Source organism: Polyangiaceae bacterium (genome assembly GCA_020633235.1).
In the GTDB taxonomy this organism is placed as follows: domain Bacteria; phylum Myxococcota_A; class Polyangia; order Polyangiales; family Polyangiaceae; genus JACKEA01.
Genome location: JACKEA010000008.1, coordinates 74577 through 101046, shown reverse-complemented (window position 1 = coordinate 101046; position 26470 = coordinate 74577). Strand labels below are relative to the sequence as shown.

Annotated in this window: 23 protein-coding genes; 9 read left to right on the top strand and 14 right to left on the bottom strand. The window is 68.6% G+C overall.

All coding sequences use genetic code 11. From position 1 onward, the window contains the following. The first annotated feature begins 143 nt into the window (after positions 1-143). Positions 144-1223 carry a hypothetical protein gene (locus H6717_36525; protein ID MCB9582601.1) on the top strand — a complete coding sequence of 360 codons (1080 nt, stop codon included), beginning with the start codon at positions 144-146 and terminating at the stop codon, positions 1221-1223. Here H6717_36525 and H6717_36520 read toward each other — a convergent pair. Both H6717_36520 and H6717_36515 read right to left on the bottom strand, forming a co-directional pair. Beyond that, complete coding sequence (locus H6717_36520) at positions 1165-2223, bottom strand: YdcF family protein (GenBank protein MCB9582600.1); 1059 nt, start codon at positions 2221-2223, stop codon at positions 1165-1167. The genes H6717_36525 and H6717_36520 overlap by 59 nt on opposite strands. Positions 2224-2315: 92 nt before the next feature. After that, complete coding sequence (locus H6717_36515) at positions 2316-2768, bottom strand: hypothetical protein (protein MCB9582599.1); 453 nt, start codon at positions 2766-2768, stop codon at positions 2316-2318. A gap of 87 nt (positions 2769-2855) precedes the next feature. On the opposite strand from H6717_36515, the gene H6717_36510 reads away from it, so the two are divergent. From H6717_36510 to H6717_36500, 3 genes are read left to right on the top strand one after another with little or no spacing between them, the layout of a single operon-like run. After that, positions 2856-3983, top strand: coding sequence for a methylated-DNA--[protein]-cysteine S-methyltransferase (locus H6717_36510; protein MCB9582598.1), 1128 nt, complete (start codon positions 2856-2858; stop codon positions 3981-3983). A 56-nt stretch (positions 3984-4039) separates the two neighbouring features. Continuing rightward, entirely contained in the window at positions 4040-5017 is a 978-nt protein-coding gene (locus H6717_36505) for an LLM class flavin-dependent oxidoreductase (GenBank protein MCB9582597.1), read from the top strand. Next, positions 5014-5493: a GNAT family N-acetyltransferase gene (locus H6717_36500; GenBank protein ID MCB9582596.1), complete on the top strand. Its 480-nt coding sequence runs from the start codon at positions 5014-5016 to the stop codon at positions 5491-5493. The genes H6717_36505 and H6717_36500 overlap by 4 nt, the downstream gene beginning before the upstream one ends. A 27-nt stretch (positions 5494-5520) precedes the next feature. On the opposite strand, the gene H6717_36495 is transcribed toward H6717_36500, so the two are convergent. The 9 genes from H6717_36495 to H6717_36455 form a co-directional block, all read right to left on the bottom strand. After that, positions 5521-6534, bottom strand: coding sequence for a hypothetical protein (locus tag H6717_36495; GenBank protein MCB9582595.1), 1014 nt, complete (start codon positions 6532-6534; stop codon positions 5521-5523). 125 nt (positions 6535-6659) lie between these two features. Next, on the bottom strand, positions 6660-7589 hold the full coding sequence (locus tag H6717_36490; GenBank protein ID MCB9582594.1) for a hypothetical protein: 930 nt from the start codon (positions 7587-7589) through the stop codon (positions 6660-6662). Between the two features lie 113 nt (positions 7590-7702). Further along, the gene (locus H6717_36485; GenBank protein MCB9582593.1) at positions 7703-8950 is read right to left on the bottom strand and encodes a hypothetical protein; all 1248 of its coding nucleotides are present in this window, start codon (positions 8948-8950) and stop codon (positions 7703-7705) included. An 86-nt stretch (positions 8951-9036) separates the two neighbouring features. Further along, positions 9037-9720, bottom strand: coding sequence for a hypothetical protein (locus H6717_36480; GenBank protein ID MCB9582592.1), 684 nt, complete (start codon positions 9718-9720; stop codon positions 9037-9039). Next, positions 9717-10772 carry an NAD-dependent epimerase/dehydratase family protein gene (locus tag H6717_36475; protein ID MCB9582591.1) on the bottom strand — a complete coding sequence of 352 codons (1056 nt, stop codon included), beginning with the start codon at positions 10770-10772 and terminating at the stop codon, positions 9717-9719. The genes H6717_36480 and H6717_36475 overlap by 4 nt, the downstream gene beginning before the upstream one ends. Before the next feature lie 121 nt (positions 10773-10893). Beyond that, the gene (locus H6717_36470) at positions 10894-13293 is read right to left on the bottom strand and encodes a HEAT repeat domain-containing protein (GenBank protein ID MCB9582590.1); all 2400 of its coding nucleotides are present in this window, start codon (positions 13291-13293) and stop codon (positions 10894-10896) included. Positions 13294-13327: 34 nt separating this feature from the next. Then, complete coding sequence (locus tag H6717_36465; GenBank protein ID MCB9582589.1) at positions 13328-14230, bottom strand: hypothetical protein; 903 nt, start codon at positions 14228-14230, stop codon at positions 13328-13330. Positions 14231-14404: 174 nt separating this feature from the next. Next, complete coding sequence (locus H6717_36460) at positions 14405-15310, bottom strand: hypothetical protein (GenBank protein ID MCB9582588.1); 906 nt, start codon at positions 15308-15310, stop codon at positions 14405-14407. A 31-nt stretch (positions 15311-15341) separates the two neighbouring features. Then, positions 15342-16157 (bottom strand): hypothetical protein, encoded by an 816-nt coding sequence (locus H6717_36455; GenBank protein MCB9582587.1) that lies wholly within the window; start codon positions 16155-16157, stop codon positions 15342-15344. A gap of 107 nt (positions 16158-16264) precedes the next feature. Between H6717_36455 and H6717_36450 the strand changes: the two genes are divergently transcribed. Together H6717_36450 and H6717_36445 are read left to right on the top strand one after the other, a co-directional pair. Continuing rightward, complete coding sequence (locus tag H6717_36450; protein ID MCB9582586.1) at positions 16265-17485, top strand: DNA polymerase IV; 1221 nt, start codon at positions 16265-16267, stop codon at positions 17483-17485. Between the two features lie 140 nt (positions 17486-17625). Next, the gene (locus H6717_36445) at positions 17626-18657 is read left to right on the top strand and encodes a hypothetical protein (protein MCB9582585.1); all 1032 of its coding nucleotides are present in this window, start codon (positions 17626-17628) and stop codon (positions 18655-18657) included. A gap of 113 nt (positions 18658-18770) precedes the next feature. Here the strand turns inward: H6717_36445 and H6717_36440 are convergent, their stop codons facing one another. Continuing rightward, on the bottom strand, positions 18771-19061 hold the full coding sequence (locus H6717_36440; protein MCB9582584.1) for a hypothetical protein: 291 nt from the start codon (positions 19059-19061) through the stop codon (positions 18771-18773). 77 nt (positions 19062-19138) lie between these two features. Further along, the gene (locus H6717_36435) at positions 19139-19489 is read right to left on the bottom strand and encodes a hypothetical protein (GenBank protein ID MCB9582583.1); all 351 of its coding nucleotides are present in this window, start codon (positions 19487-19489) and stop codon (positions 19139-19141) included. Between the two features lie 314 nt (positions 19490-19803). On the opposite strand from H6717_36435, the gene H6717_36430 reads away from it, so the two are divergent. Continuing rightward, on the top strand, positions 19804-23616 hold the full coding sequence (locus H6717_36430; GenBank protein ID MCB9582582.1) for a protein kinase: 3813 nt from the start codon (positions 19804-19806) through the stop codon (positions 23614-23616). Beyond that, positions 23613-24446 carry a hypothetical protein gene (locus H6717_36425; protein ID MCB9582581.1) on the top strand — a complete coding sequence of 278 codons (834 nt, stop codon included), beginning with the start codon at positions 23613-23615 and terminating at the stop codon, positions 24444-24446. The genes H6717_36430 and H6717_36425 overlap by 4 nt, the downstream gene beginning before the upstream one ends. Before the next feature lie 77 nt (positions 24447-24523). Here H6717_36425 and H6717_36420 read toward each other — a convergent pair whose 3' ends face one another. Next, positions 24524-25714: an acetyl-CoA C-acyltransferase gene (locus H6717_36420; protein ID MCB9582580.1), complete on the bottom strand. Its 1191-nt coding sequence runs from the start codon at positions 25712-25714 to the stop codon at positions 24524-24526. 146 nt (positions 25715-25860) lie between these two features. On the opposite strand from H6717_36420, the gene H6717_36415 reads away from it, so the two are divergent. After that, positions 25861-26469 (top strand): DUF2345 domain-containing protein, encoded by a 609-nt coding sequence (locus H6717_36415; protein ID MCB9582579.1) that lies wholly within the window; start codon positions 25861-25863, stop codon positions 26467-26469. Position 26470 lies beyond the last annotated feature (1 nt).

Here is a 26470-nt window from a genome sequence, read left to right as displayed (position 1 = left end):
GAAGGGGTCCGTGAGCACGAACAAGCTCGAGAGTAGACCCACCGCTCGCAAGTTCATGTTCTCACCCCATCGTGATCGATCCGTCGTCGCTTCGATCGCATCTCGCCTTGCCCGACATGTCCTGTGTGCGCTACGAGCACGAAGTGAAGCTCACCGACGCATTACACGGTATTATTTGGCTGTTTGTCGCGGGCTGTTCGTCTTCCCAAGGGACGAACGCCGGAGCCTCGGACGCAGGCGGAGATTCGACGAAAGCAGCGGCGTCGCTCCCCGCGTGTCCCATCGCGCTACCCGACGGTAGCTGTCGCGAGGTGGTGGAGGCCGACGTGATCCCGCTGGTGGAAGACCACGGCGTGTGCATGCCGGCGTTCGCGTTTCAAGACGGCGAAGATCTGGTCGCCTTCAGCGCCGCGTTCGACGAGTCCCAGGTGTTGCGCACGCGCGTCGTTCATCTTGCCGACGCCAGCGCCCCGGAAAACATGCCTTGGGACAAGACCTCGAACGCGACGGGCGTGGTCACCTCGAAGGGCGCTTGGCTGTACTTCACCGGCAGCGTGGGTACGGGAACGGGGATGTACCGCGCTCGGGTGGACTCGCCGAACCCCTCGCCCGAGTGGGTGACTCTGCCTGGTGTGGACAAGGTGCCGTTCTGGCCTCAAGCCGCGGCATTGCCGGACGACAGCGTGCTGATGGCGTGGGTCGTGCCGCAGACCGCCGCGTACGTGTCCCACGGAACCGGCGAGAGCTTCACGCCTTCCGACGCACCCACCGCGCCGCCGCCCGTGCCGGGCGTGCTCGCTCACCCCGGCACCACCCACGCAGGCACTTGGGTGCTCGCTCACCAGACGGGATCCACCACGACCCCGTTTCACTCCTTCGTCAATCTGCACCAAGGCGGCGCTTGGACGCAGGCGATCCCGGTGGCTCCGGAAGCCACCACGGTGCACGACGCGTTTCCCATCGCGCGCTTGGACGAGGGCGCGGACGTCTACTACCTCGCGCCGGGGGCTACGGGGGACCTCACGGTGTATCGTCGATATCTGTCCGAGGCGGGCACGTTCGGCCCCGCGCAGCGCGTGACCGCGGACGCCCTGGGGCACGTGGAAAAGCCACAGCCGCGGCGGCTTTCGGATGGTCGCATCGCGCTGATGTTCGCGCGCCGAGTCACGACGAGCCGCTACGACGTGGCCCTCGCGATTCTGGCGGGGGACGCACCTCGGTGACGCGAGGCAACGTCGTCCTCAACGTGTACGCCCAGAAGGCAATCACCTCGCGCGCCATGTACAGCGGCAAGCGCACCAGGGTGCGCGTTTCCTTGGCGGGCACCGTGTACGCGGTGAGGCCTGCGCCCTCCAGGGCGAGCTTCACCCGCGGCAGATGGTAGCCGTGGCTCACGGCCAGCACCGTGGGGCGTGCATCCGACGCCGGCAGCCGCTGGTGCAAGATGCGCGCGGTGTCGTCCGCGGTGTGATCCGTGTCTATCCCGTCGCGGTCCACGACGATGGCCGATGCTGGCACGCCCATCTCGATGGCCAGCGTGCGCATCGCGTCCGTCTCGTGGGCACCGCCGTCTCCGGGTCCGCCCGAGACGATGAGCAGCGGCGCGCGCTTCTCGAGCATCAAGCGACTGGCCGTGCGAACGCGATCCGCGAGGGCCAGGGACGGCGTTCCGTCGGCATACACGCGAGCACCGAGCACCACCACGGCGTCCGCATCCCGACGGTAGTCCGTGGCGCCGAAGCACACCATCTGACCGACCGCCAACACGATGGCCGTCCCCGCGAAGCCGCTCACATACGCTACGCGCGCAGTGCGGCCTTCCAGCGCCGCCGGGACGCCGCGGTGCACACTGCGGAACAAGAGCAACAGGCCGACCGCGACGAACACCGATAGAGGGACGGGCCACGACGACCGCACCGTGCCGCTGGCCAGCACGCGATAGAACGACACGCCGTCCCACACCGCCACCGCGGCACCGACGGCCAGCACCGAGAGCGTGGCCCGCCGTCGCCACTCCGGCGCGGTGGGCCAGAGCGAGAACGCGGTGAGCAGTGCCGCCGCCGCCAGCGTCCATGCCGCCGCCGCCCAGGGCGCCCCGTAGAACGACAGCCACCACTCCGCCGGCCGTCCGCGCCCCGCGAACGCCCGCGCGACGTCGAGCCACAGGGCGAGCCCAGCGAAGCCCGCGGCGCCTCGCGCCACCCAGCCGCCCACGCGCGTCATTGCCGGAGGTTAACGCCGCGCTCCTTCCACCGCATTCCCAGAATGATGTCGGTCCGCCGCGGTCCCGGCGTTTCCGCGCCGGCCCGACAAAGTCAGCGGCGGAGTCGGAGCTGATCGATGGCGTAGCTCTCCGCCTCCGCGATGCTCCCGAGGATGCGATACGGGTAGGGCAGCGGGCTCAGCCAGAACACCGCGGTGACCAGACCGCGGGCAAAGGCCGTGGCCGCGACGATGCCACCACCGGCGCAGTAGCGAGCGTCGTGCGCCTGCATGCGCGTGACGTGGTCCGCGATGTGCTTGCGTTGCGCGGCGTTGGTGTGGAGTAGCCCGTCCACCGCGATGATCCAGGCGTAGGGCTCGAAGCGGCTTCCGATCATGTGCTCCACCGCCGCCACGAAGGTGAGCAGCTCTTCGTCGTGCACGGTGGTGGGGTAGGTCTGCGCGTAGAGACCGTCCTCCAGGATGGAGATCCAGGGGTGCGGGCCCCTCTTCCAGTGCGGAGGCCGACCGCCCTCAGTGGACTGGGCGATGGAGCGCTGGAGCATCACAGCACGCGGATCGGCCGGATCCGCCGGAGCTTGAGAGCAATTTCTCCCAAGTTCTGGGCCGGACCGGCTGTTAGAGTTGCGCGCGTGAGGGGATACGCCCTGTTCGACACCGCGATTGGCCGCTGTGGCATTGCCTGGAGCGCGAGCGGAATCACAGGCTTGCAGCTCCCGGAAGCCAGCGATGCACAGACCCGCCGGCGCCTGGCACGGCGCCATGTGGGTGCTCGCGAGGGCGAGCCGCCGCCCGGAGTGCGGAAGGTGGCGGAGGACATCGTCGCCCTGCTGCATGGGCAGGACGTGGATCTGTCACGGGTAACGCTCGACTCTGAAGGCGTGCCGCCGTTTCACCGACGGGTCTACGAGGCGGCGCGCCAAGTTCCTCCGGGCCAGACCGTCACCTACGGGGAGCTCGCCCAACGTGTCGGCTCTCCCGGCTCGGCTCGAGCGGTGGGGCAAGCGATGGGCAAGAACCCGTTTCCGATCGTGGTGCCCTGTCATCGGGTGGTGGCCGCGGGCGGCAGGATCGGAGGCTTCTCTGCCGAGGGCGGGGTGTCCACCAAGCGGCGGATGCTCGGCATCGAGCGAGGCGGCGCTTACGCCTTCGATCCCGAGCTTGCGCTCGAGCACCTCACGGCAGCGGATCGGAAGTTGGCGCGGGTGATCGGCGAGGTGGGTGCGTTCCGCATGGAGATCGAAGCCTCGGCAAGTCTGTTCGACGCCCTGTCCAAGGCCATCATTTACCAACAGCTCTCGGGCAAGGCGGCAGCCACGATCCATGCTCGAGTCAAAGGGCTCTTTCGCGCACCGATGACCGCGGAGCGTTTGCTCCGGACCTCCACGGAGCGCCTTCGGAGCGCCGGACTTTCGGGCTCCAAGGTTCTTTCGCTTCAAGACCTGGCCCGCCGAGCGAAGGACGGAAGCCTGCCCACACTGAAGGCCGTCCACCGCATGGGAGACGACGCCGTCGTGGAGGCGCTCACCGAGGTCCGCGGCATCGGCCGTTGGAGCGCGGAGATGCTCCTGATGTTCAACCTGGGGCGCGCCAACGTGCTGCCGCTCGGCGACTACGGGATCCAGAAGGGTTTCCAGCGCGTGTTCGCCAAGAAGGAGCTGCCATCAGCGGCGGAGATCGAAGCGCGAGGCAAGCGCTGGGCGCCCTATCGCACGGCGGCCAGCTGGTACTTGTGGCGCGCGTTGGAGCTCGACGCGTGACACGGAGGCGGTGAGCGCCCCTTGGCGCCAGCACATCGTGGCTCCATGCTGCGCGCATGGTCACGCTGTCCGCGCTGGATCTCGCGCCCATCGTCGAGGGCTCGAACGTCGCAACCGCGCTCCAGAACACGGCCACCCTCGCACGCCATGTCGAGCAACTCGGATTCCGTCGCTATTGGCTGGCGGAGCATCACAACATGTCCGGCATCGCCAGCGCGGCGACGTCCGTGGTCATCGGCCACGTGGGCGCGGCGACGTCCAGCCTGCGCATCGGTGCCGGCGGCATCATGCTGCCCAACCACGCTCCGCTGCTGATCGCCGAGCAATTCGGTACGCTGGAAGCGCTTTTTCCCGGCAGGATCGACCTCGGCTTGGGTCGCGCGCCGGGCACGGATCCGGTGACGATGCGGGCGCTTCGGCGCACCCTCGCGGGCAGCGTGGACTCCTTCCCCGACGACGTGCTCGAGCTCATGGCTTACTTCGAAGGCGAAGCCGCACCCGTGCGCGCGGTTCCCGGTATGGGGGCAAACGTCGAGGTCTGGATGCTCGGCTCCAGCACCTACGGCGCAAGCCTCGCCGCCGCCCTTGGCCTTCCCTACGCCTTCGCGTCCCACTTCGCCCCCGCGCAATTGGACGCCGCCATCGAGGCGTACAAGGGCCGCTTCCGCCCTTCCCAGCGCTTGGCCGAACCGCACTTGATGTTGGGCGTGAACGCCATCGTCGCCGACTCCGAGAGCGAAGCGCGGTGGATGGCGACTTCGTTGGCGCAAACTTTTTTGCGCCTGCGTCGCGGCAATCCGGGCCCCCTGCCCCCGCCGTTGGCCGGCTTCCTCGAGTCCCTCGCGGGGCCGGATCTGGCACTGCTCGAGAGCGTGCTCTCCTGCTCGTTCGTGGGCACTCCGCAACGCGTGGCCCAGGATCTGGCTGCCTTCGCCGAGCGCACCGGGGCGGACGAGCTCATGGTGGTGTGCAACGTGTTCGACTTCGACAAGCGCCTGCGCTCCTACGAGCTGCTCGCCAAGGCCATGGCGTGATCCGCGACGCCACCGCGGCGGACGAGCCGTTCCTGTTCACGATGCTGGCGCTGGCCGCCTCCATGGACGAATCCCCCGAGAGCCTGGACCGTGCTCGCACCGACCCGTTGTTGCTCGATTATGCCGCCGGTTTCGGCGCGCCGGGCGATCTCGGCGTGATCGCCGATCCCGGGATGGGCGCCGCCTGGCTTCGCCTGCGCCAAGGCGAGCCCCATCCCATGAAGCTATGGACGGACGACGTTCCGGAGCTCGCCATCGCCGTGCGCCCCGCCTTCCGCGGTCAAGGCGTCGGCGCCGAGCTCCTCGGTGGCCTCGTCGAGCGCGCGCGCGGCACCCATCCCGCCATCGTGCTCTCCGTGCGCCGCGAGAACCCCGCGCTGCACCTCTACCAGCGCTTCGGCTTTTTCATCGAACGAGAGCTCGACAACCGCGTGGGTGGCGTTTCCTACGCCATGCGCCTGGATCTCTGCGATTGATTGTCGGGGCAGCGCGGAACCTCGCGCTCACTCTGCGAGCCGTTGCTTCAGCTCTTGCACGCGCGATCGCACGCCGGCGATCTCCCCCTGGGTGAGCCCCACCTGCAGCCGTTTTCCGAACCAACGCATGCCCGCGTCCCGCTGCACCGTGGGGTCCGTGATCGCGTGCGGGGTGAGCATGCCGTCGCGATCCTCGTATTCCTCGACGGTAGCCAGCGCCTGGAGCGCACGCTCGTCAATGGCGGCGATCCGCGCGCGAGTCTTCGTGTCCACCAGGGGCACCCGAAGCGTGGCCCAGTCCTCCCGGAACAACACCATCGGATTGGTGATGGACTGAAACGCCATGCTGTTGTCCACGGTGTAGACCCGCACGCTGCCGGAATCCTTCACCAGCAGGAACTGCGCGTCGTGGGCATCCGCGTGGTGCACCAAGAACGCCGTGACGTTCAGGTTCACCAAAGAGCGCCGGTACACCGTGTCGGTCCGGAACAGCTCTTCGTCGTACAAGCTGTCGCCGCCTAATATGCCTTGGTCCTCGGCGTCGTCCACGTCGTGGGCGTTGGGCAGCCAGTACGACAGAAATCCGAACACGCAGCGGGTGCCGAAAGACGGCGTGGCCGTCGCGTCGACACGTGCGCGGTATTCCGCCAGTGGGAAGCAGTGTCCCGCCGTCGGCGGGATCACGTAGTCCTCCGGAGAGAGATACAGCTGCTGAACCGCGTAGGCGCCCAGCTCCTTACGCGGCTCGTTCACCAAGTTTCCGCTGTCGAAGCTCCGCCACTTGGCGCGCAGCACCACGCCGTCGCGCCGCAGCGTGAGTACCTTCGCGCCTTGACGCCCGGCGGGCGTGGAGACCGCCTCCAAGATGTGGAGATCCGGATCGTGAAGCAGCCGCTCCACGCTCGACACGGAACGACAGTCGCTCTGCGTGTTGGACGTACACAGACGCCGGGGCTCCGAGAGGGGTACCGATGGCGGCGCAAAGGGACGCTCCGCGACGGAACAGCCGGCGAGAAGGACGGTCAGTGCGAGGGCTTTCACGACGCGGGGAAGTGCGCGACCCGTGCCAACACAGACGCGGGATTTCGCCGCGCCGGACCGCGACGGCGTGCCCCGAGTGCGGCGTTTTGCGACGCCTCGCGACGGGCATCGCGCCGCACCGACAATCAAAAAATGAGCTGACCCAAATCCGAGGTGCGGCTGCGGCCGGCAAGGGAGTGCAGGGTCAGCACTTTCACGTCGCCCCAATCCGCGTGACCGCGCACCAATGCGGCGGCGCTCGGACCGGGATTGTGCGGCACACCGGAAGCGAGGTTGGGGAAGTCCGCCGTGAGCACGCTGCCCTGCTGGCTCGCGAGGTCCACCGCGTTGGCGCCGAAGGCCGACGGCAGCCGCAGCGTGGTGCCGGAAGATGCGCCCTGATCGGCCTGTTCGCGATCCCCCGGCACCTGCAAGATGATGGTGGAGTCGGCGTCGATGAAGCCGCCGGGCAGCGGCGTGGCCTCGATGTCGTTCTCGGACGCCTGGGAGTGCACGTTGCCGCGCAGGCCCCACGCTTCCACGGAGCCGACCACGTACAAGTCGATGGCGCCCCACGGCGAGGTCCTCAGGTTGGCCAAGAACGCGTCCCCCAAGCCCGTGGTCACGTGGACGTCATGCGTGGCGCCGTCCGGCGCGGGCACCATCACGCGCAGGTTGCACTGCGTGCTCGCGGCCTGAGCGGAGCCGATGTCGTCGTCGATGGCCTTGCAGCCCACTTTCAGGAAGCCGTCCTCCACGCGGGCGAAGGCGGTGGAGAGGATCGCGTCGTTCATCGCCTTGGCGTCGCCCGTGTCGCCGTAGGAGGCCCAGGTCATCGCTCGCGAGGTGACGCGCACGCTGGTGGCGCCAGGATCACCCACCACCTCCACGTTGCCGCGCTCCACGTGCACGTCGATGGGCTCGCCCTGCCAAATCAGGGGCTCGCCCACGTCTCGCACGGAGGATTGGTACGGAACGCGAGGGCGAATGTCGATGCCGTCTTCGGAGATGTCGAGACAGCCCGTGAGGAAGGTGCCGGAGAGCAGAAGAGGAAGAAGCAAAGAGCGACCAAGCATGCCCAAATTACGGGCTGGCTTTCGCAAAGCTCCCCGCTGGTTTCGGCCGAATGTTGGTCCGGCGCGATGCCCGGCGAGGACGTCGGTTCACGTGCCGTGGAGTCACACCCCCGTCAGTGCAACGTATGCCAGCGTCCTTCGTGCTCGATCTTCGGCACTTCGCCCTCGGGCAGCGGGGGCGGCAGGTCATCCGGAGCGTCGTTCTGAGCCCGCGCGAACACGATCCGCACGCGGCCGTTTTCTTCGGCTTCCCTCAGGCGACGACGGAGCTCGTCCTCCATCGCTTCTTCCTTGGTCCAGCGCGCGAGGGTGGCCTTGTCGCGCTTGCGGCGGCGGCGCCAGCCCCAAACGAAGAGGCCGATGGCGCCGACCCACACGATGGAACCACCGAACAGCACCGGCCAAAAGGTGTAGCGCTTGGCGACGTCTTCCCGCCATTCGTACTCCAGGCTGGCGAGATCCAGGCCGTAGGCGTCCTGCATCGAGCTGTTGAAGCTCTGGCCCTCCCGCACGCGTCCGATCATCGAGACGAAACGCTGTTGATCCTGCTTTCGCACCAAGAAGCGCACCACGTCCGCGGCTTCGGCGTAGGCCACGGAAGCGGTGACGGCGTCCGCCGGGAACGAACGCTCGAGGCGCGACAGGGGCAACAGCTGGTTCGAGGTGGTGGCGCTCCACAAGGTTTGCAGGCGCGGGAAGGAGCTCTCACCCGACGCGAACACCGCGAAGCCTTCGTTGAACCAACGCGGCACCGCTCGGCCCTTGACGGCGTCGTGCAAGGCGACGTGCGCCAGCTCGTGGCGGAACACCTCCGCCAAGTCGTGCTGCGCGTTCGGGTTCACCGGATGGATCGTGAGCAGGATCAGCCCGATGTCCGAGTAGGCGACGCCCGCCGCGTACTTCGGAAACGGCGCGCCCTCGGGCGCCAGGGTCGCCATCTCTCCCGGCGTGCGGGCGATGTACACCGTGACGTCGTTCAACACCGGACGGCCAAGGCGTGCGCTCAGATCCGCACGCACGGAGTCAGCCTCCATGATCAACGGCTGCACGCGCTCCCTGACCGCCGGCAAGTAGGCGAAGCGGATCCAGCCCGCGTCGTGCGTGTTGAAGCTTGCCGGCGGTTTCGGGATCGTGAGCTCGTGCGCGGCGCCCAGCCGCGGGGCGTCACCGGGAGCTTGGTGCCGCGCGTCTGCGGTGACGGGGGGCGGCTTTTCCGCCAGTTGCTCCGGCTCTTCCACTTCGGTGACGCCGGTGCGCACTTCGGGGGCGGCCCATGCGCTTGCTCCGAAGAGCATCGCCATCAGCACCACGACCAACGAGAGGAGTCGTCGGACGTGGGCGTTCCCATGCGCTCGCGACATCCATGGAAAAGTTAAGGGCGCACCCTGGGGTCGTCAACGCGACCACGGCTCTTGGCTTCCTGCGCGGGGCTCTCGAGCGGGTCAAGTCAGCGGATGAACGGGGAGAAGGGCGCGATGACCACCGGGGCACGCTCCGCCGCGGTGCTGGCCGCGGAAGGCATTGCGAAACACAGCGCCACGCCCAATACCACCACCACTGCCCACACCGGCACACCGGCGCGCCGGGTCCACCCAGGAGGCGTGATGAGCGCGGCGGCGAGGCCGGCCGCCAAGAGCAGCACGCCGTCCAAGAAGCTGGCGCCCAGCGCTGGTAGGGCGAAGCGCAGACCCGCAACGGCGCCCAGAGCGCCAACGGCGATCGGGATCCAGCGACGGAACGTGAGCAGCCGCGCGCCCACGGCCAGAGCGCCGCCCAGCACCACCAACGCGAGGATGGCGAAGGTGACGCCACCGAGCGGGCGATGGTGCGTGGTGGCTTTGAGCACCCGCGCGAGGATGGCCAGGGGTGCAGACGAAAGCGCGACGGCGAACAGCACCGTGCCCACCGCCCGCGAGCGCACGCCCACGACTTTGAGGGACGCGGCGAAGAGCCCGACGGACAGCGCCGCCGCACCGAGCCCGACGAGCCCGACATTCACCCCGCCGCGCAGCGTCGCAGGGATCACCGCGATTGCGGACAGCACCGTGGCCAGCGCCAACGCGCCGGGTACGCCCGCGGAGGACGCTTCACTCTCGGGGGCCGAGGTCGCGACGCCGGCGGACTCGCTCACGTCGGGCGAAGCTCCAGCCGAACGCGGCGCGCCGCTTTGTCCGGCACGTAGCCGTGCTCGAGGTACCAGCGCACCGCGCGCGCGAGGGTTTCCCGCGCCGGGCGATGACTGTAGCCAAGCTCCTTTTCGGCGCGCTCGCTCGTGACCCAGGCGTAGGACGTGGAGTAGTCCCGAGCCAAGCGGTAGGTGAGCTCCGGATCTCTGCCACCAAAGCGTGCGCGTAGCTCCATCAAGCGTCCGATGAGCTGCACCAAGCCTCCCGACGCCGTGCCACCAGGGGGCGCGAGACCCGTGAGGTCGCTCAAGGTCTCGAACATCTGGCGGAAGGTGAGATCTTCGCCGCCCAAGATGTAGCGCTCGCCGATGCTGCCGCGTTCCATGGCGCGGATGTGGCCATCGACGACGTCGTCCACGTCCACGATGTTCAGGCCGCCGTCCGGCACCGGCATGCGAAACGCCGGCGAGCTCTTCAAGTACGTGACGATCCCCTGCCCCGTGGGCGTCGGCTTCCAATCGCCGGGGCCCGACACCGCGGCCGGTAGCACCACCACCACCGGTAGTCCGTCGTCCGCGGCTTCCAGCGCCACACGCTCGGCTTCGTACTTGCTGAGCACGTAGGTCTCTGGATCGCGAAGGTTGAATTCGTGACCCTCGTCCATGGGCTCTGGAGCCTGGGTGGTCCCCAACGCCCCGACCGAGCTGGTCACCACGATCTTCTCCAGCCCGCGACGCCGCGCAGCCTCCAACGTGGCGCGAGTGCCCTCGATGGCCGGCTCCAGGATGCGCTCGGGTCGCGTGTTCCACATCTGGAAGTTGCTGGCGACGTGGTACATGCGGTCGCACTCGGAGAGCGCGCGGTACACCGTGTGGCTGATGGTGATGTCCCCCACCGCGAGGCGGCAGCGATCGTAGGGTAGGTCTTCCAGCATCTTCAGGCTGGAGCCGGCGCGGACGAAGGCCTTCACCCGTTCCCCGCGCTCCACCAGGGCGCGCACCAACCGTGCGCCGATGAATCCGGAGGCTCCCGTGACCAGTACCCAGGGCTTGGACATGCCTCGGGTCCTACCACCACCCCCGAAAGACGGGCAGGGGGCAATGTATCCCGAGGATGTTGGTGCGGCGCGAGCCCCTCCGCGGACGTCCAAACACGGGCGCGCCCGGGACTGACGGCAATCAGCGTCCGCAGTGGCCGGGCGAGCGCAGCGCGGCCTCGGCGGCGGCACGTGCCGTGACCGGTGCGTGCCGGTCCCGGAGCGGCTTCACGCGCTCCGCGAGATCCGCCGGGTGGATGCGACTCAGCGCACCGAGGGCCATCACGCTCACCGCCCGGGCCTCCGGCGAGAGCATCGGATCGGAGAGCTTTTGCGCACGGTCCGTGAGTGCGTCGAGGGACGCGCGATCGCACAACAGACCGAGGGCGAGAGCGGCCGCGCCTTGCACTTCCGGCACTTCCTCGTCGTCCTCCAAACGCTCACGCACGGTCGCCGCGTGCTTCGTCGCGTGACGATGACCCAGGGCGACCACTGCCGGCGCGCGCACGGCCGGAGAAGAGTCGCTCACGGCCTGGGCCAGCGCCGCGTCCACGCTGGCACTCGGGCCGTGCCCAGCCAACGCCTTGGCCGACGCGGCGCGCACCAGTGGCCAGCGATCGTGCTCGAGTCGACTTACCAAGGCGTTCTGGGCGAAGCTGCCGGAGGGCTTGGCGAGGGCGTTCACCGCGGCCTCTCGCACGCGGACCTCGGGATCCGTGAGGGCGGCGGTGAGCCCAGCGCGGAAGCGCGTGGGATCGTCCATCACCTCCGCAGCGTGGGTGCGCACGTAGGGGCTGTCGTCGGAGCGCAAGGAGCGCACGAGGAACTCCGCCGCGCCGGGGTCGGCCTTGGCGAGCTCGGCGGCGGGAGCGAGCAGCAGGTAGCGCGTGCGAAAGCTCGCCTTGGCTCCGAGCAGGCGCGTGAGGGCAGCGCCCGCTTCCGGGCGGAAGCCGCCGATGCGATCGCCCAAGGCACGCAGTAGATCGATGCGTGCGGTGATGCCGGTCTTTGGATCGGCGAGGGCCGCGCGCACCGCGGCGGCGGCGTGGGGCGAGCGGGTGGCGCGTGCCAGCGCCACCCGCAGGTCGGCGCGGACCTTGCGCCGTGACTTCGCGAACTTGGGCAAGATGGCCGCCACGGCACGGTCCGGCGCGATCAGCGCGAGCTGCTCCGCGAGGGGCCCGAGGCGCAGGGGCGGCGCGACGGCGAGGGCTTTGGCCAGCTCTTCTCCGCCTTCTTTGGGACAGCGGCGCAGGCGATCCTGCGCGTGGATGCGGTGCGCGCGATAGGGGCCCAGCAGGGCCTCCACGTACACCGGTGCGGAGTGGCTGCAGTCGGCGTGGTCGATCACGTCCAGGGCAACCCGGCGGCCCCCCTCGTCCAGACTCGCGAAGCGTTTCTGTACGGCATCGAAGGCCACGTCGCCCAACACCGAGAGGGCGGTGCCCGCTGCCTCCGCGCGCTGACCGCCCCCGGCGAGGGCACCCACCAGGCCGTCGATCTTGCTGGCGTCGAACTCGGTGCGAGCCGAAAGCTCCGCCAGGGTCACCCGCGCGTCCTTGCCGCCGCCATAGGCGCTCTCCACCACCAGGCCGACGCACTCGGTCTCCAGCGGGCGGTCGAGCTTCACCGCGTAGCGCGCACCGGGGTTCTTCCAGCCGTCTTCCGGAAGCGTGACCAAGAAAAGGTCATGGTCCGTCGCCAGCCACAGCTCCTTGGGGGCGACGGCATGCTCCGGATTCGCTTTCGGCGGGCGCACCACGAACTCGAAACCCGTCAGGGGCAACCCCGCCGGCGCGCTCATCACCACCAGCTCGCCGCGCCCCTCGCTGCCGCGGTTCTCCGCCCACGTCGTTTCCGGATCTCCATCCGTGAGGGCATCCGGACGACCGACGGCACTGGACGCTCCCCGCGCCCGCAGCACCGGCACCGTCGACGCCTCCTCCACGCGCACCGCCGACAGCCTCTTCGCGCCCTCCCGCTCTTCCGGCGTCAGGCGCTGCACCTTCGCAGGATGGAGCTTACCGTCGGCTGCCAAGAGCTTCGGCGCCAAGATCGTGGGTCGCCGACACAGGGTGAGGTCTTCGCGCTGCTCCCCCAACAAGATGCTGCGGGTTCCGTCGGTCCGCGCTTCCGACAGCATCACCATGGCGCCATGTCGCTCGCCCCACTCGCCGTCCGTGTAGCCGGTCTGCCCGGCAAACACGATGTGCGGCTCCTTGCCGTTCGCGATGACCACGGCCGAGAACTTCCGCGTCGCATCCGCGCTGGGCAGTTCCACCACCACGGCGCGTCGCGCCGGCGCGTAACGCACGACACTGAGCGTCGCCTGCGCCACGTGGTTCTTCTCTTCCGCGGCGATCGGGATCTCCGTCGCGCCGTCGATGCCACACTTTGCCCCGCCGCACATTCGCGTGCGCAGCACGCCCTGGGCGTCGAAGCCCACCGCCAGGGTGCCGCCCTGCCCCGGCGCCAGAGCCACGACCGGGCGCGCCAGGGCCGGCTGCGCCAGGAGGAACAGGGCGATTCCCAGCTTTTTCACCCCGCCATGGTGTCAGGCGGGCGAGATTCGTCAACTACTGGTCGGCGGGTTGCGCCAGCTTGCGCGACCACAGGAACGCATCCGCACGCTCCCCACCCACCAACATGTGCTGCGCGAGGGCGCCGGTACGCCGGAAGCCGTTCTCCAGGAACACCGCGCCCAGGTCCGTGTCGTCCACTGGGCTCAGGGCAAAGCAGCCCACGATGCCACGCTCGAACAGCTCGTCACACAGCTTGCGCACGGCGGCCGTGGTGAGCGCCGCTTCCTTCTCCGTACGCGGAGCAGTGAGCAGCTCGAGGAATGCGTTGTTGAAACAGGGCTGCGTCTCCACCGAGGCCATCAAGGAGAAGCCGCCGCGGGCGGTGCACGCGAAGTACAGCCGTTCCACGTCGCGGCCGAAGGGCTCGAACCCCGTGAGCGCACGCCCCGCCCGCTGCGCCGCCGTGAGAGATTTCTTCACGTCCGCTTCCCGAGCCAGCTGCACCTTCACCTGCGGGCTCGAGCTGCCCTCGCGGTCCTTCGCGGTCTTGCGGGCGGCTTGGTACAGCTTGTCGGCCTCCGCCCCCACGCTGGTGTCCGAGAGCGCCATCCGAAGCCCGCTCTGCTCCGAGTCGTCATCCGTTCCCGTGGGCACCAGCGCTCCGAGCAGGAATGCATCGCTGCGCTTGTAGAAGCCGGGAATGGTGCCTTCGCGATGGAAGCCCAGGCGAGTCCAGGTGGAGCACTCGTCGCGCTCGACCAGGGTGTAGACCCGATCCACGCCTTCACGCCGCGCCAAGCTCATCACGAACAGGCGCTTGGCGGGATGGGGCCCGGAGCGGAAATCGACGACGCGCAGGGTGCGTTGGCGTCGATTGACCAACAGGCACAAGGAGACGCCGTCGTTCTGGAAAAAGATCTCGTCAGTGCTGGTGGACGAAGTGGCTCGGGTCGCCATCAACCCCCCGGACGGGTGTGGACATTCTGAGGAATGTGCCTATTTTCGATGCTTTACGTTCTGCTTTAGGGCAGCTCGCGTTTCAAAAGTGAAATGCGTCTAGCATGCGCATTTCGTCTGAGCAACCTCGATCCGCCTCCGTCACGCCAGCTTCACCGGCTACTGAACGGCGGCTCAGGCGTCGACGGTTTGGGCCGCGAGGTCGGGCTCCACGCCCAATTTCTCGAGCACTTCGGCGGCCCTCTTTCGGGGCAGCGACACGCGGGTGGGCATGCCTCCGGCGAGACCGAACATGTCGAGGAAGTTCAGCCCGCTGTCGAAGGCAGCGGCGATGGCCACCGTGTCGCGATCCAACACCACGCTCACGCGCTCACGTTCCTGACCCAGCAACAGAAGCAAGGTCTTGTCCACCTTGCCCACGCCGCTGGCGATGTCGACCACCGCGACGCCGGGGGACAGCCGCTGGTAGCGTTCCGCGGCGCGGCGCGTCTCCCGTTCCACCGGGATCAGCTCGGCCGCCGCTTCGTCGATGGGCACCCACAAGCTCGCGTCGGAGAGCCCGGTCGCGAGGTGTCGCACGATCACGCCGAACAAACCGTAGTCCTTGGGCCGCGCCCGGATCGCTCGGTCGATGCGCTCGGCGACGGCGCTGGGCTTGCCGATACGCGTGTCGATGGCGCGGGCGTCGTCGTCGCACCCCGGATACGGCTCCACGCCTTCCCGCAGCCACTTGGCCGCGCTCGCGAGACCGTCGAAGTCCGTGTGGCACACGATGGTGTCCACTGGACCCAATCGCGCCACGAGCTCCTGATCGATCATCTCTGGGCAGGCGCCATGCTCGCTCTTCTTCGCCAGCACGAAGCGCGGGTCCTTCTCGAACGTCGGGTGCTCGTCGTGATCGTGATGATCCACCCAGGCGCGCAGGCGCTCCCCAAGTCCCTCGATGAACGGCCGCGTCACCTTCTCGAAGCCGCTACCGAGGCCGGCGAAGGCCACGTCCAACACCGCCACCCGACCCTCCAGGCTCGTCGCCTTGGGCAGCTTCCGAGGCGTGGCAAACGCGAGTCGCGGGGAGGGCATGAGCCCTCGGAGATAGCACGTTCGGAGCGGCTCAGGGGGTAGGCCATCCGCTGCAAGCGAGGAACGATGCGCCGCAGTGGGTGGCGAAGCACGCCATGCACTCGGCACTCGTGGGATCGAGCCCGCAACTCGCGCAGTTGTCGACCATGCACGTCAGGTTGCTCTCGTAGCAGCCGGCGCAGGCAGCCCCCAGACCATAGTTGGACGACATGCAAGTGGGGATGCATCCCGCCGGTGGCGGGTAGACACCACATTGATTGGCGCAGTCGAACACCGCCTTTGGCAGGTCGTGGCTGCTGCGTGCGCCTTCGTCCTGGGGATTGGTGCAGGCGCCGCTGGTGGCACCGCACACGCTGCCCTGACACCCGACTCCGTTGCAGCACTCGCTGGCCGTGGTGCACGCGGAGCCTGGATCTGCGCACGGAACACACGTCCCCTGCTTGCAGATCCCAGAGCAGCAATCCGTCGCGAGCGTACAGCCGGCGCCATCCAGACTGCAGGCAGCACACGTTCCCGCGTTGCACACGAGGTCCACGCAGCAGTCCGCCGGCCCGACACACGGATCGCCCGCCGCGCTGCAGCCCGTGCACACGCCTTGAGCGCACTTGCCGCTGCAGCACTCACCGAACTCGGCGCAACCCTCGCCCACGGACTTGCACGTGGGCGCGCCCCCGGTGTTGCCCACGTTCCCACTGCCGCCCGCGTTCCCGCTGCCGCCCGCGTTGCCGCTGCCGCCAACGTTCCCGGCGCCCCCGACTCCAGCGTCGAAGCCGCCACCGCCACCGCCGCCACCCGACGAGCAGCCAGTCAACAGAGCGAAAAGCAGCCCGATTGCGGGAGGTCGCATGTGTCGATGTTCTCGCTTCCGGCCCGGCCATCGGAATGGACAACATCGGCAAAAAGCCTGGTCCATTCGCTCCATCCCCGTCGCAATTACTGTATATTAGTTCAGTAGTGGCCCGGATCTGCTGCCTCGATCTCGATACGTTCTTCGTGTCGGTGGAGCGTCTGTTCGACCCCACCCTCGTGGGCAAGCCGGTGCTGGTGGGGGGCAAGCGCGGCAGTCCCGGCGTGGTGACGGCAGCCAGCTACGAAGCTCGGGCCTTCGGCATTCGTTCCGGGATGTCGCTCAAGGAAGCAAGCCGCCTGGCACCGCCGAACGCCGTGTTCCTCCCCACGCGCCACGGCGTGTACAGCGACTACTCCGACAAGGTGCGCGCCATCCTCGACGACTTCACCCCGGAGGTCCGCGCCGCCAGCATCGACGAGTTCTACATGGACTTCCACGGCTGCGAGGAGCTCTACCGATGCAGCGCGGAAGAGACGGGGGACGCCATCGTCGAGCGCACCGTGCGGGAGATGTGCCAGCGCATCGCGAAGGAGACAGGTCTGCCCGCGAGCGCGGGCATCGGTGGCTCGCGCATCATCGCCAAGATCGGCAGCGGATTGGCGAAGCCGGCGGGGGTGTTGTTCGTGCCGCGGGGCAGCGAGCGCGACTTCTTGGTGCCGCTGGCGGTTCGCAAGCTGCCGGGCATCGGGCCCAAGGCAGAGCTACGGTTGCACGCCGACGGGATCCACACGTTGGGAGAACTGTTGGCGCTGCCCACGGGTCCGGCGCGGGCACGGCACGCACGGCTCCTCGCGCTGCTCGAGAGCGAGGTGCGAGGGCGCGAGCGCCCGGCCCCGTTGGCCCGGGAACGCCCGGCCTTCAGTGAGCACGACCCCGAAGGCCTCGCGGTGGGTAGCATCTCCAACGAGCGGACGTTCTTCGCGGCTCTGGGCAACGACGAGCGCGTGCTGTCCCAGTTGCTGCAGCTGGCGGAGCGCGTCTGCCACCGTGCTCGCAAGCGGTGCATCCGCGCCCGCACCATCACCCTGAAGCTGCGCACCACGGACTTTCACACCATCACACGTGGTCGCACCATCCAGCCCACGGCAGAAGACGGCGTCGTGTTTCGCACCCTCAGCGAGCTGTATCGTGGTGCGAGACCGCGCCGGCTGGGCGTTCGGCTCTTGGGGGTTCAGCTTTCGAACCTGGTCGGGATCGATGACCCGGAGCAGCTTCCGCTGCCCTTCACGCCGCCGTGGCCGGTGGGCCGTGCCCTCGATCGGGTGCGCGAGAAATATGGCTACGATTCCCTTCACTTCGCGGCCAGCCTGCGCCGCGGGAAATAGCGAAAGATCGCGACAAATTGCCGCGTTAGCATGGCATCGTCGCGTACATCGTCCAACGATTGGTTTTCATCGAATCGTGACACGTTGGCTGAGGCCCCACCGTTCCATGATTCGGGGAATCGCTGTAGCTGGAGGAGAGCATGATCACAGCACCGCGCGCCGCCGCCATCGCCATCGTCACCGCCGCCGCCGCCGCACAGCTCGGCCACGCCCCTCCAGCGCGCGCAGATCAGAGCGCCACGAAGGTGAGCTGCACGTTGCGTGGCATGGCGCAGATGCCCGTCAACCTGGCCATCTACGACAAGCCCAGCGGCGGCTCGCCGATCGCACGCTTCTCGGGGGGCGAGACGGCCCTGGCCGCGTCGGACTTCTTCGCCGACGGCGGCAAGCGCGTGGAGATCCAAACAGGCACCGGCACCGGGTCGTTTCGCATCGCCGGCTACATCGACGCGAGCAAGGTGCCCGTGTTCACCAAGCACCGCGTGTCCGTAATCAGTGGCAACGTTTGGATCGCCCCCAACCGCTCCGTCAGCGTGCTCGGAGGCAGGGGAGGCAAGCTCAAGATCCAGAAGAAGATCGACACGCCGCTGAACCAAACCTTCTCCACATGGGCTTCGTGCAGCTCCCTGACGCTCGACGACAACACGCCGCCGGGCTGGACGGTGCCGGGCCACGCGCGGGGCTACGTGCTCAAGAAGGACTCGGCGGAGCTGTTCGACGGCGTCGGCTCGGACCGGAGCAGCGTGACCACGCTGTACCGCGCGGCGGGCGGCACTGGAGTGCTGTTCTGGAGCCAGGAGCGGAAGGGCGCCTTCGTGAACATCGAGTACCACGGGGACGTGGAGATCCGCGGTTGGGTCCGCTCGCGGGATCTCAAGGCGCTGCCCCGCGGCGAGACCATGGACGTGCAGCACGGTCCGGTCAGCAAGCGGAAGCCGCCCCAGCTCGCCCTCGCGCAGAAGCCGGATCTGGTGAAGACCGAAAAGGAGATCCCCATTCGCATCGGCGCCGGAGAGGACAAGCCGGTCATCGGCCGCATCGAAGCGGACACGGAAACCTACGTGCTCGATACCGTCGCGGGTTGGGCCAGCGTCCTGCCCAAGAGCCTGAACGTCGCCCCCTACGGCGACAATCAGTTCTGGGTGAAGGCCAGCGACCTACCCAAGCCCTGAGCGAGCCCGATCCGCCGCGGACTCATCCACGTTGGTCCGCTTCGATCATGGCGAGAACGCGTTGTCGGGCGTCCTTCCCCAGCGAGGTGTGCGCTAGGCGCGAACGCAGAGTGTCAACGTCCACCAGCCCGTGCGACAAGGCACTCCGCGCGAAGCGGCGGTCCTTCTCCCGCGCCGCGACGTACTTGCTCACGTTCCGCCAGAAACTTCGCCACGTCTTCGGCGGAGCCCTGCAGAATCTCCTGCCACTCGAGGAGCAAGGGAGCGCTGCGACCGCCTTCTCGGAGCCACTCCTCCGTCTTCACACGCGCGCGATCGAGAACAGACGCATCCAGCAACAGCCGCTCGGCCACGGCTCGGTGCAGCGCGAGGCTGCGACGGACTTCGTACCGCTGATGGTCCAAGGCTCAGCTGAGCGTACCGCCCCACCGCGGCAGTCAATCGAGGGGCCGGCGCGCGGCGGTGCGCCGCGATGTGTGAGCTACTTCGCCGGGTCGCAGCTCCAGCTCACGTCGTCGATGCGCCAGGCTTGCTTGCAGCTCTCGGCGGACGTGAACACGCTCTGATCGCCGCTCGGGTCCACGGAGAACTTCGTGCTCGCGCTCTTCTTGCCGGTGACCTTGCCTTCGTTGCTCTCGCAGGTGACGGTCCAGCGCATCTTGCACGCGAGCTTCATGTCGCAGGCGTTCCGCACCGCGAAGGAGAGCCCCTTGTCCTCTTCGCTCTTGGTGAACCCGACGCAGCTCTCCGCGTTGTCCTCGCTCTGTGCCGCGGCGGCGACGGGAATGCCGGGCGTGGTGGAGGACGCAGCGAGCACACCGAGAGAAAGCACGACAGCGGACAAAGCTTTGGCGACACGAAGCACGGCACGACCTCCCATGCGGGCCCCGGCAGGCGGCGCGGGTCCCTGAATTGTTCTGCGCTCACCCACGGGCATCGTGAGCGGCGTGGGGTCAGACAGCGGCCCCTGCCGCGGGTTCCGATTTTTTTGTTGGTCCGCCGCGAACCCCGCCGCGAGCCGGCTTTTCGCGCTGTTTCCGCGGGGCGAGGGGTGGGCGCGACGGGGCTCGCGCCGCAGCGACAACCCCAAGAAAGAGAGCTGGATGTCCTTGGTGAGGGGCGCCCGAGACGCCAAGATGGCCCGGGATGCAAGCGGCGCGGGTACTCGCTGGGCGTTTCGAGCTGCGCGAGCTCGCCGGGCGCGGAGGAATGGGCAACGTCTGGCGCGCGCTGGACCGCGTGCGCGGGAACACGGTGGCGGTGAAGGTACTGCGGGGGGAAGCGGGACCGCAGGCGGGGGTGCGGTTTCGTCGGGAAGCGCAGCTGCTGGCACTGCTCGATCACCCGTACATCGCGCATTACGTCGGCCACGGCGTGACGGACGAGGGAGACGCTTGGCTCGCGATGGAGTGGCTCGAGGGTGAAGACCTTGCCGAGCGTCTGACCCGGAGCGTGCTTTCGGAAGCGGAAGCCTCGGTGCTGCTGCAGCGCATCGCGATGGCGCTGTCGCAGGCGCACGACAAGGGCCTGGTGCATCGCGACATCAAGCCGCGGAACATCTTCCTGGTCGGGCGCCGGAGTGACGACGTTCGGCTACTGGACTTTGGTATCGCGCACGCCGGACCGAACGCAACGCAGATGACTCTGGAAGGCGCGTTCCTCGGGACGCCGGGATACATGGCGCCGGAGCAGGTGCGCGGGGAGCACATCGACAGCCGCGCCGACGTGTTCGCCCTCGGCTGCGTGCTGTTCGAATGCCTCTCCGGGCGCCCGGTGTTCGTGGCGGAGCAACCGCTGGCGCTGCTGTTCAAGGTGGTAGTCGAGGACGTAGCGCCCCCTCCGGGAGTGTCGCCGGCGCTGTCGGGGCTCTTGGCCCGCATGCTCTCCAAGGATCGCGAGGCAAGGCCGACGGACGGGCACGAGGTGCTGGCGTTGCTGCAAGGGGCAAGCGCCAGCATCGCGCCGCGACCGGAAGGCGAGGCGCGGCTCACGAGCAACGAGCGTCGCATCGTGTGCGCCATCATCGCGACGCCGCCGGGCGAAGTGAGTGAAGAGGGCGAGACGCGGGTTGCGGCGGACCTGCGAGCGAGCTGGGGAGATCTCGATGGCTTTGCACGAGAGGCCGGAGCGCGGCTCGCCCTGCTGCATGACGGGACGGCGCTACTGCTGGTGGAAGCGGCGGGCTCCGCCACGGACTGCGCGGTGCGCGGGGCTCGAACCGCGCTGCGGCTGCTGGCGCACGGCCCGGCCCGTGTCGCTCTCGCCACCGGGCTCGCGGAGGTCGACGCTCCCGTGCCCCTGGGAGACGTCATCGATCGCGCGGCGGGGCTGATCCCCAGCGCGCTGCCCGGCAGCGTGCGCGTGTGCGGCGTGACTCGCGGCCTGCTCGACGCGCGCTTCGGCGTGATGGAACGCGATGGAGCGGCAGATCTGCTCTTGGAGCGGAGCAGCGCGGAAGCGGAGCGCACGGTGCTGGGCCAGAGCACTCCCTTCGTCGGCCGCGCGCTGGAGCTCGGAACGCTGGAAGCGGTGGCGGGGGCCAGCTTCGAAGAGCACACCGCTCGCGCTGCCGTGGTCGTCGCGGCGCCCGGCATGGGCAAGAGCCGACTGCGGCGCGAGCTCCTGGAACGGCTGCGGAAGCGGCATCCCGATCTCGTAGTGCTGCGCGGTCACGCGGAGCAGGCCGCCGCCGGCTCACCGCTGTTGCCCTTGTCGCTGGCGGTGCGCAGCATCGCGGGCTTCGGCAGCGGCGAGCCGGTGGAGGCTCGGCGCGACAAGCTCCGCGGTGTGGTCGCCGCCCACGTGACCAAGAGCGAGCGTGAGCGCGTGAGCGCGTTTCTGGGCGAGCTCACCGGCACTCCCTTCGAGAGTGCGGCGCTGAGCGCTGCGCGCAAGGATCCCATCTTGATGGGCGATCAGATCTTCCGCGCGCTCAGCGACTTCGTCACGGCGCTCGCGAGCAAGACGCCGGTGCTGATGGTGCTGGAAGACCTGCACTGGGCGGACGCCTCCACCGTGGCGCTTCTGGATCGTCTGCTGACGAGCCTCGAGGAGCGTCCCTTGATGTTGCTGGCCCTGGCGCGTCCCGAGCTCGAAGAGCGCTTCGGAGCGCCGTGGCAATCTCACGAGCCCACGCGCGTGGAGCTCAAGAAGCTCGATCGCCGGGCCGCTGGGCGCATCGTCAAGGCGGTGCTCGGGGACGACGTCGCCGACGACAGGATCGGCGATCTGATCGAGCGCGCAGACGGCAATCCGTTCTTCCTGGAGGAGCTGCTTCGAAGCGCGACGGACGGGCGTTGGGACGAGCTACCGCAGACGGTGCTGGCGGTGGTGACCACACGGCTGCAAGCCCTCCCGCCGGAGAGTCGCAAGCTGCTACGGGCCGCCAGCGTGTTCGGCGAGGTGTTCTGGTCCACCGGCGTGGAAGCGCTGGTCGGTGGCGGGGCGGAGCTCCTGTGGGCCGAGCTGTCGCGCAAGGAGCTTGTCGCGCTGCACGAGCCCAGTCGCTTCCCCGGGCAGCCGGAGTACCAGTTTCGCCATGCGCTGATTCGAGAAGCCGCCTACGCCATGCTCACGGACGACGACCGCGTCGTGGGCCACCGTCTGGCGGCGGAGTGGCTCGAGCGGCAGCCCAATCCCGACGCCATCGTGCTGGCCGATCACTTCGAGAAGGGAGGCGACGTCGCCAAGGCGGCGGCCTGGTATCTCCGCGCCACGGAGAGCGCGTTCGCTCGGAATGATCTGAACGGTGCGTTGGCGCAGGCCACGCGCGGGCTGGCGCACGCCACCGAGCCCGCCGTGGTGGGTCAGCTCCGCTCACTGCAGGCGGACGCCAGCTTCTGGCTCGGGCGCATGGCCGACTCGCTGCACTACGCGATGGCAGCGGTGTCGAGCGCGGAGCGCGGAACGCGCGCTTGGTGCCGCGCCATGAAGCGACTGCTGGGCGGCAGCGCGGACCTCGGCTGCGACGATTGGTTCTTGGAAGCCGCCAAGTGGCACCTGGCCACGGAGCCCAGCCCGGACGCGCTGGCGGAGTGGGTGGGTGCCGCGGCGATGGGCGCTTTCGTGCTGTTGAACCGCGGCGGGCACGTGCTCGCCGACGGGCTCATCGAGCGGGCGCGAGAAATCGCCGCGCGATTCGTGGAGCCGGAGCCCGTGAGCATGGCGCACTTGTACCAGGTGTACGGAACGCAAGCGCTGTTCCGCGGGGACAACCAGAGCTTCGCGGAGCTCAACATGCGTGCCGCCGAGCAGTGCGTGGCCGCCGGTGACCTGCGACGCGAAGCGAGCGTGCGGGCCAGCGTGGGCTACGCGCTCACGGAGCTCGGGCAACACGAGGCGAGCGAAAGGGAGCTCCGCGCCGTGCTCGCCAACGCCGCGGCCATCGGCGTGGTGAGTCTCACGGCCCTGGCCGCCAATAACCTCGGTCTCACGCTGGCGCGCCTGCGTCGCTTGGACGAGGCCCGCGAGTTTCAAGAGCTGGCGATCCGGATCAAGACGGAGCACGGGGATCGCCGCACCGAAGGTTGCTCCCGCGCATACCTCGCTCTCGTGCTGGTGGAGCTCGGCGAGCTGAGCGCAGCCCTGGAGCAAGCCGAGCTCGCCGTCGAACGGCTCCAGAGCGCCCGCGCCCTGCTGGCGCTGGCCCACGCGGCCTGCGCTCGCGTCCACCTCGCCCAGGGCGACACCCGCGCCGCGCTGACACACACGGAAACGGCCATGGAGAGCCTCTTGGCTTACGGCGCCGAGGACGGCGCCGCGCTGGTCCGCCTGGTGCGCGCCGAAGCACTGGCCACCGTGGGCCGCGAGGGCGAAGCCCGCGAAACCATCCAGCGCGCTCGCGCCGAGCTCGTGGAGCGCGCCGGGCGCATCCAGAACCCCGAGTGGCGCAAGAGCTTCCTCGAGCGGGTGCCCGAAAACGCGCGCACCATCGCGCTGGCCACGGAGTGGGAAGGATGACCAAGTCGCTGCTCTTGCTGCTGCTCGCTGCAGGCTGCGCGAGCCCTGCGCCCGAGCCGCAGGCGCCCGCTTCAACGCCGATGACCGCCGCGAAGCCTCCGCCGGACGCAGAACCCGCACCAGACAGCGTGTGCTCGGGACCCGCCCTCGATCTGCTCGCGGCCATCGCGAGCCCAGAGTGTCGCATCGACGAAGCCGAGGCCGATCGCTTGCGCCAAGCGCTGGGCGGTCCCGAAACCGTACCGCTCACGCTGGGCGCCACGCACGTTGGCGGCGCGCGCGTGCGCGTTCGCATCGTCAACGCGTCGATGTCTACAGTGACGTTGCCGCTCTTCGTGCACTCCGAGGTGGACGCGTTTCCGACCCGCGCGGGCCCCCGCCCGCTCGCGCCTCCGCTCCCCGATTGGCCTTCCGGCTTCAGCTACGAGACCGGGCGCATGCTCGCCAAGGTGACGCTGCCGTCCACCGGCTACGCGGACGCCACCATCGTGATTGACGCTCGCACGGCCTGGACGGCACCGGGAGACTGCCCGCCCAACGCCAAGTGCCCCGCGCAGGTGCGCGGGGGAGCTCCGCTCGCCCCCGGGGAGTACGAGCTCAGCATCGGAACGCCGGTGTATTCCTCACGCGGGGATCTCACCGCGCGCGTCCCATGGCGTGTCCCCGGCCCCAAGCCGAAGCCGCACTGTGACACGCGCAAATGCAAACCGGGGGAGAGGTCCGTGCCGGGATGTCAGGGCGGCATGTACCGAGGCCCCGACGCGTGTCCGCCGCTCAATCGCTGCGTCCCCGCCGGCAAGCCCGTTCCAATGTGTCCCCGCGTGCCGTGACGGGGCTCGCGCCGGACCAACAACAAAATTGAAAACGCGTCGATGCTCGGCGTGAGCATCGACGCGTTCTTCGGGTCTCACATGTTTTCGATCACCACGGCCACGGCTTCACCACCGCCGATGCACAGCGTGGCCAGGCCCTGCTTGGCCTTGTGATCCTTCATGGCGAAGAGCAGCGTGGTGAGGATGCGCGCGCCGGAAGCACCGATGGGATGGCCCATGGCGACGGCGCCACCGCGCACGTTCACCTTGGCCGGATCCAGCCCGCTGATCTGCGAGCAGGCCATGGTGACGCAAGAGAACGCTTCGTTGATCTCCCACAGATCGATGGCGTCCTTCTTCAGGTTCAGCTTGTTCAAGGTCACGTCGATGGCCTTGGAGGGCGCGGTGGTGAACCACTCCGGCGCCTGCGCTGCGCCGCCGTAGCCCACGATGCGCGCGAGCGGCGTGAGGTTCTGCTCCTTCACGGCCTTTTCCGTGGCCAGCACCAGGGCGGAGGCGCCGTCGTTGATGCTGGAGGCGTTCGCTGCGGTGATGGTGCCGTCCTTCTTGAAGGCGGGGCGCAGCTTGTCGAACTTGCTCGGATCACCGCGGCTGGGCTCTTCGTCCTCGCTCACCACGATGGGGTCGCCCTTGCGCTGCGGGACCTCCACGTTGACGATCTCGTTCTTGAACAGGCCCTCCTTGGTGGCGGCCAGCGCACGGCGATAGCTCTCGCGAGCGAACTCGTCCTGGGCCTCGCGGGTGAGCTTGTACTCGGTGGAGCAGGTCTCGCCGGCGATGCCCATGTGGAAGTCGCCGTACGGGTCCCACAGGCCGTCGTAGATCATTCCATCCACGACCTTGCCGTCCCCCATGCGATAGCCGGTGCGCGCCTGCGTGAGGTAGTAGGGCACGTTGCTCATGCTCTCCATGCCGCCGGCGATGGCCACGTCCACGTCGCCGAGCATCAGCGCGCGGGTGGCGAGCACTACGGACTGCAGACCCGAGCCGCACACCTTGCTCACGGTGGTGGCGGGCACGCTGTCCGGAATGCCGGCGAAGATGGCCGCCTGCCGCGCGGGCGCTTGACCGATGCCGGCAGAGAGCACGTTGCCCATGAACACCTCTTGGATGTGTCCGGGCTCGAGCTTGGCGCGCTCCACCGCGGCCTTGATCGCCGTGGCGCCCAAGCGCGGCGCCGGGAGCGACGACAGGGCGCCGAGGTAGCTGCCGATGGGCGTGCGAGTGGCGCTGACGATGTAAACGGGATTGACGTGGTGGCTCATGCTGCACCTCCGAAAAGCTGCGCTGGCATGTAACGCGCTTTTCTGCTGCCGGCCACCCCCCGCCCCCGGCTGCCTGATGGGCCGCAGGATGTTGGTGCGGCGCGATACCCGACGCGTCGCGGCAGGCGGCGTGCTACCTCACGGAAATGAAACGTTCAGCCCTGGTCGTCGCTGCGGCGTCCTTCGCCCTCGGCGCTCTGTTCTACTCCAACGTCGGACAATCGAAGCCGATCCCGGCGCCGAGCAATGCGGCCTTGTTGGCTCGCATCGAGGCCCTCGAAGCGCGGTCCTTCAAGCAGGTGGGCTCGGGCTACGAGCTCACCTTGAACGGCGCGCGCATCACCGTTTCTGCCCAGGGAGACGTGGGCATCGTGGCGCCCCGTAACGCGAGTATCAGCACCGGCAGCAACCTGGTGATCACCACGGGCCAGGGTCTGACGGCGACATCGGGACAGGACGCCCAGCTTCAAGTGGGACGGAACCTGGCGCTCACGACCGGTCAAGGTCTCGCGCTCCAGTCCGGAAAGGCCGCGAGCATCCACGCGGGGCAGGGCTTGGACTTGCGCGCAGGGCAGGACGCGCTGCTCCAGAGCGGCAAGGACACGTTGATCCAGACCGGTGACAAGCTCACGGCGAAGGCCGCAAAGGGCATGTCGCTGGAGACGACGCAGGACATGACCCTGCGCGCCAAGCACATGACCCTGAAGGCGAGCGGGGACGTGATCGTGAAGGGCAAGAAGATCAACCAGAACTGAT